The 4,409-nt window shown below is 45.0% G+C and carries 4 protein-coding genes; 3 read left to right on the plus strand and 1 reads right to left on the minus strand.

Annotation, left to right across the window (positions count from 1 at the left end):
• The first annotated feature begins 153 nt into the window (after nt 1–153).
• Both ACUVJL_RS22790 and ACUVJL_RS22795 read left to right on the plus strand, forming a co-directional pair.
• Nucleotides 154–912: a phycobilisome rod-core linker polypeptide gene (locus ACUVJL_RS22790; RefSeq protein WP_445247920.1), complete on the plus strand. Its 759-nt coding sequence runs from the start codon at nt 154–156 to the stop codon at nt 910–912.
• Between the two features lie 334 nt (nt 913–1,246).
• Nucleotides 1,247–1,933 (plus strand): NERD domain-containing protein, encoded by a 687-nt coding sequence (locus ACUVJL_RS22795; protein WP_445247921.1) that lies wholly within the window; start codon nt 1,247–1,249, stop codon nt 1,931–1,933.
• A 356-nt stretch (nt 1,934–2,289) separates the two neighbouring features.
• Here ACUVJL_RS22795 and ACUVJL_RS22800 read toward each other — a convergent pair whose 3' ends face one another.
• Nucleotides 2,290–3,228 carry an RluA family pseudouridine synthase gene (locus ACUVJL_RS22800; RefSeq protein ID WP_445247923.1) on the minus strand — a complete coding sequence of 313 codons (939 nt, stop codon included), beginning with the start codon at nt 3,226–3,228 and terminating at the stop codon, nt 2,290–2,292.
• A gap of 261 nt (nt 3,229–3,489) precedes the next feature.
• Here ACUVJL_RS22800 and ACUVJL_RS22805 point away from each other — a divergent pair.
• Nucleotides 3,490–4,409, plus strand: a 920-nt coding sequence (locus tag ACUVJL_RS22805; protein WP_445247922.1) for a CHAT domain-containing protein, incomplete at its 3' end; no start/stop codon positions are given.

The raw sequence follows: 4,409 nt of genomic DNA on the forward strand, positions 1-4,409 counted from the left end.
AGTCAACAAATGTTACAGATTGTTGCAAAAATTCAGGAAAATCAGATTTAGATTGCGGGAATCCCCTAATCTGTATGTTGGTTAGTTGTATCGTTATGCTGGCAGCTCACGGTGTCAACTATTTCTGAAATTTGAGATAACGGAGATTTTAACGTGGCGCTTCCTTTATTAAGCTACGCCCCCAAGAGCCAAAACCAGCGCGTTGCTGGTTATGAAATAGGGGGCGACGAGCAGCCGAGAATTTTCACAACTGAAAATGTGCTCTCGTCTGGAGACATGGAAAATTTGATTTGGGCTGGATATCGCCAGATTTACAGCGAACACCAAATCCTCAAGAGCAACCGCCAAAAGTCTTTGGAGTCGCAACTCAAGTTCGGCCAAATTACGGTGCGGGACTTTATTCGCGGTTTGGCGACTTCGGCTCCTTTCTTGGAGCGGAATTATCAAACTAACAGCAACTATCGGTTTGTGGAAATGTGCGTGCAGCGCGTTTTGGGCCGGGATGTTTACAGCGAGCGCGAAAAGATTGCTTGGTCGATCGTGGTAGCCAATAAGGGGCCTCAAGGCTTTATTGACGAGTTGGTCAATAGCGATGAGTACCTGGATAAGTTCGGCTATGACACAATACCTTACCAGCAGCGCCGAATTTTGCCTCAGCGAGTTGGAGGGGAGACTCCTTTCAACTTGAAGACGCCCCGCTACGGTGAGTACCACCGTTCGCAGCTTGGCTTCCCGCAAATCATTTGGCAAACAAGTGTCCGCCGTTTTGTTCCTCAAGAACAGCAGGCCAAGGCTGGCGATCCGTCGAACTATTTGGGTATGGCGCGCAATATGCCCATTCCTACTACTCCGCCACAGCGCGTGGCTCTGGCTAATATCAATATCGACACGATGGTTCCCCGTCGCCGATAATTGATGCTGTCTGATGCAATTATTTGTGTCGGGCGATCGACTGAATCGATCGGCTTTTAGGCTGAGAGAGTTTTGAGTCTTGAGTTTTGAGGTTTGAGTTTTTTGATAAACTTGGAATCCAAAACTCGGGACTCATAATTTTTTGTCATTAGTGATTAGTCATTAGTGATTAGTCATTAGTGATTAGTCATTAGTTATTAGTTATTAGTTATTAGTTATTAGTTATTAGTTATTAGTGATTAGTCATTAGTGATTAGTCATTAGTCATTAGTCATTAGGAAGAAAAATAATTCGACCTTTTCTCATTGTCAACTCTTAGTGCATAGGTGCATTTATGCAGCCGCAATATAACGAAGGTGCTGGAAAACGATTGCGTCGCGAGGCTCAACAGCTTCGTACCAAAGCCTTATACAGGTACGGTGCGGCAACAGGGTTGGTGTTGTTGCCAGTGCTAGTATTATACGCGCTAGCACCTTTTGCTCCTTTATTTTTTTTGGTCGCGGCTCTTGTGATAGGGGCATTAATCGCCATTCCGTTGATTAAGAAGGGGAACAAGTTTTGGAAGTCGTCTCAGATATATGACCAAGGGGCCTGTGGTGAAGAAAAGACTGAGCAAGTTTTGAAGTCCCTAACCCAATCTGGATGGATAGCTGAGTACAACTTAATATTGCCGCAAGTAGGCGATATCGATGTGTGGCTGCGATCGCCTAAAGGAGTCAATTTTATCCTTGATGTGAAGTCTCACTCAACCGTAGTTAAGTTGGATGGGGATGTGCTCAAGCGTCTCTCTTACGACGGGAAATTGATAGATTTTAATAAAGATTTTCTGGCACAGATTGCCAACCAAGCTACGGCTATAAAAAAAGCTAAGAAGTTAACCAAGGTCACTCCAGTAGTTGTATTTAGCGAGGCCAAAGTGATTTTGATCAACAAAAAGAAGATTAGGGGTGCTTACGTCCTGGAACTGGGCAATCTGGTGTCAAGGTTGCAAGAACTCGAGCGCACCTATAAAAGTAGATAAGATTGAGAGAAATGAGATAAACGGCTACATTGATATGTTTGACATCAACAAATTTGCACACAGCAGTACCATCCCAGACTTGCACTAGCATCTAAGTGATACTTGTGCTATAAAAAAAAGTTAAGGTAGAAACAATATCCTGGAGGGAATGTTGAACAAAGCAATCAAGGTATAGCCTTTCTCAGTAACATGAGGTGCACGCTTGATAAACGGGCATAGGGCATAGGGCATAGGGCATAGGGCATAGGGCATAGGGCATAGGGCATACCTCACTTTATTGAGAACGGCTGTATATAAAATTCTCAAGGCCTGATGGCGACTTGTCATAACAGCTTTGGCGACTGCTATACCACTTATCAAGTGTGAGTTCGCAACCGCAATATTTTTAGCAGGGTGTTGAATTGATCGGGTAAAGGTGCGATCGCCTCTATTAATTCTCCGGTTACGGGATGCTGCAATGTCAGCCGCCATGCGTGGAGGGCTTGTCCGGTTAAATTGACGCCTATAGAACGGTTAGAACTGTACATCGGGTCGCCGACAATGGGATGTTTTATTTCCGCTGTATGCACGCGAATTTGATGGGTGCGGCCTGTTTCTAATTGATAGTGCATTAAGCAATAGTTGCCGATTCTTTCTTTGATTGTCCAGTGAGTAACTGCGGGGCGACCGCCTTTTTCTACTGGTACTACCGCCATTTTTTTGCGGTCTGTGGGATGCCTCCCGATGGGTAGGTCTATTGTGCCTGTTTCGGTGTTGGGAGTGCCGTAAACTATGCCTAAATATTCGCGGCGGGCGGTTTTGGCTTTCAGTTGGGCTTGCAGGTTTTGGTGCGCGATGTCGGTTTTGGCGATCGCGATCGCACCTGTTGTATCTTTGTCTAATCTGTGTACGATTCCCGGCCGCTGAACTCCGCCTATTTCTGCTAGGGGACAGTGCGCTAAGAGAGCGTTGACTAATGTACCGTCTTGGTGTCCGGCGGCTGGGTGGACGACTAATCCGGCTGGTTTGTTGATGATAATTAGGCTGTCGTCTTCGTAGAGAATGTCGAGGGGAATTGCTTCGGCCTGCAAGGAAGTGGGCTGGGCTTCGGGTAAAGTGATGTGGATGCGATCGCCCGTTTTTACTGATATTTTTTTCGAGGTGCAGGTTTCGTCGTTGACTTTGACGTTACCTTGTGATATGAGGGTTTGGATTCGCGATCGGGATAAGTCCGGTATCTGGTTTGACAGCCAAATATCTAATCGCTGATTGACATTATTTTGAGTCAATTCCCCTGTATTTTCTACTGTGTACATTTGTGCAGTGTCTGTTTCTATCATTTACTTTATTTGGTTATAATTGTAAGTCGTTATATAATTATAAGTTAATCTAAGGTGCGTTGCTATTATATTGTCAATTTTTCTGGTGATTTTTTGATGGCGAAGCACCTACAATTAATAGCAATAGCGTGCCCAGAAACCGGGTTTTTACCAGAAAACTTCGTGACAATGCAGAAACTCCGAAAAACCCGGTTTATTTGACTATAATTATAACTTAATCAAGCAAGCCACAAAAAAATGGCAGAAAACTCCCTACGCATTAATCATGTTGACGATTCAATCCAACTATCCTGGCAGCGGGGCAACTCAATGGCTCGCTCCGCCCCTCCCATAACCTTTGAACATCCCTTTGACAGCAAAGTATTAGCCGATTTGCGCTGGTATCTCGAAGAGTATCTGCGCTTTCCCTACGGACTAGAACCGGAAAAGGCTAAAAAAATTGAACAGCAGTTGCAAGCTTGGGGACAGCAGCTATTTGACTTAGTATTTCGCAGCAGCGACAAAGCGCGGGAGTTTTTTCAGGAAGCGACACGAGCCGGATTAGATAAATGCGAAATTAGTATTGTTTCCGACAATCCTGCCGTACTCAATTTGCCCTGGGAATTGCTGTTTACCCCAGATTATCAATTTCTTGCACCTTTGCTGGCGGGGATGTATCGCAGTCTTAGCGAGTATGCAGTTCGGGAAGACATGGGAGAAATGTCTGACGAACAATTAAATATTTTATTAGTTATTGCTCGACCCTATGGAGCGAAGGATATTAATTTTCAAACCATCGCCCGCCCCATGCTAGAGGCACTCAAACCTATTCAAAAACAGGTGAATCTCACCGTATTGCGTCCCCCTAGTTTAAAGCAGTTTGAAGCAGAACTTAACGCCCGCAAAGGCTTTTATCATATCGTTCATTTTGACGGACATGGAGACTTTCAAGCTGACAGCAAAACCGTTCAAACTCAGTACGGCAAATCGGGAGAAGGCGTTTTAGTCTTTGAAGATGCAGACGGCGAACCGGAAATAGTTACTGCTAGGGAAATTGCCCAATATTTGACTGATTGTCGCGTGCCGATTTTTATTCTCAATGCTTGCAAGTCGGGACAAGCTGGGGAAGAAGCCTTTTCTTCCGTCGCGGGACAGTTGGTGAAGTTGGGCGCGAAAGG

This window comes from Microcoleus sp. OTE_8_concoct_300, from assembly GCF_031383065.1.
Taxonomy (GTDB): Bacteria; Cyanobacteriota; Cyanobacteriia; order Cyanobacteriales; family Microcoleaceae; genus Microcoleus.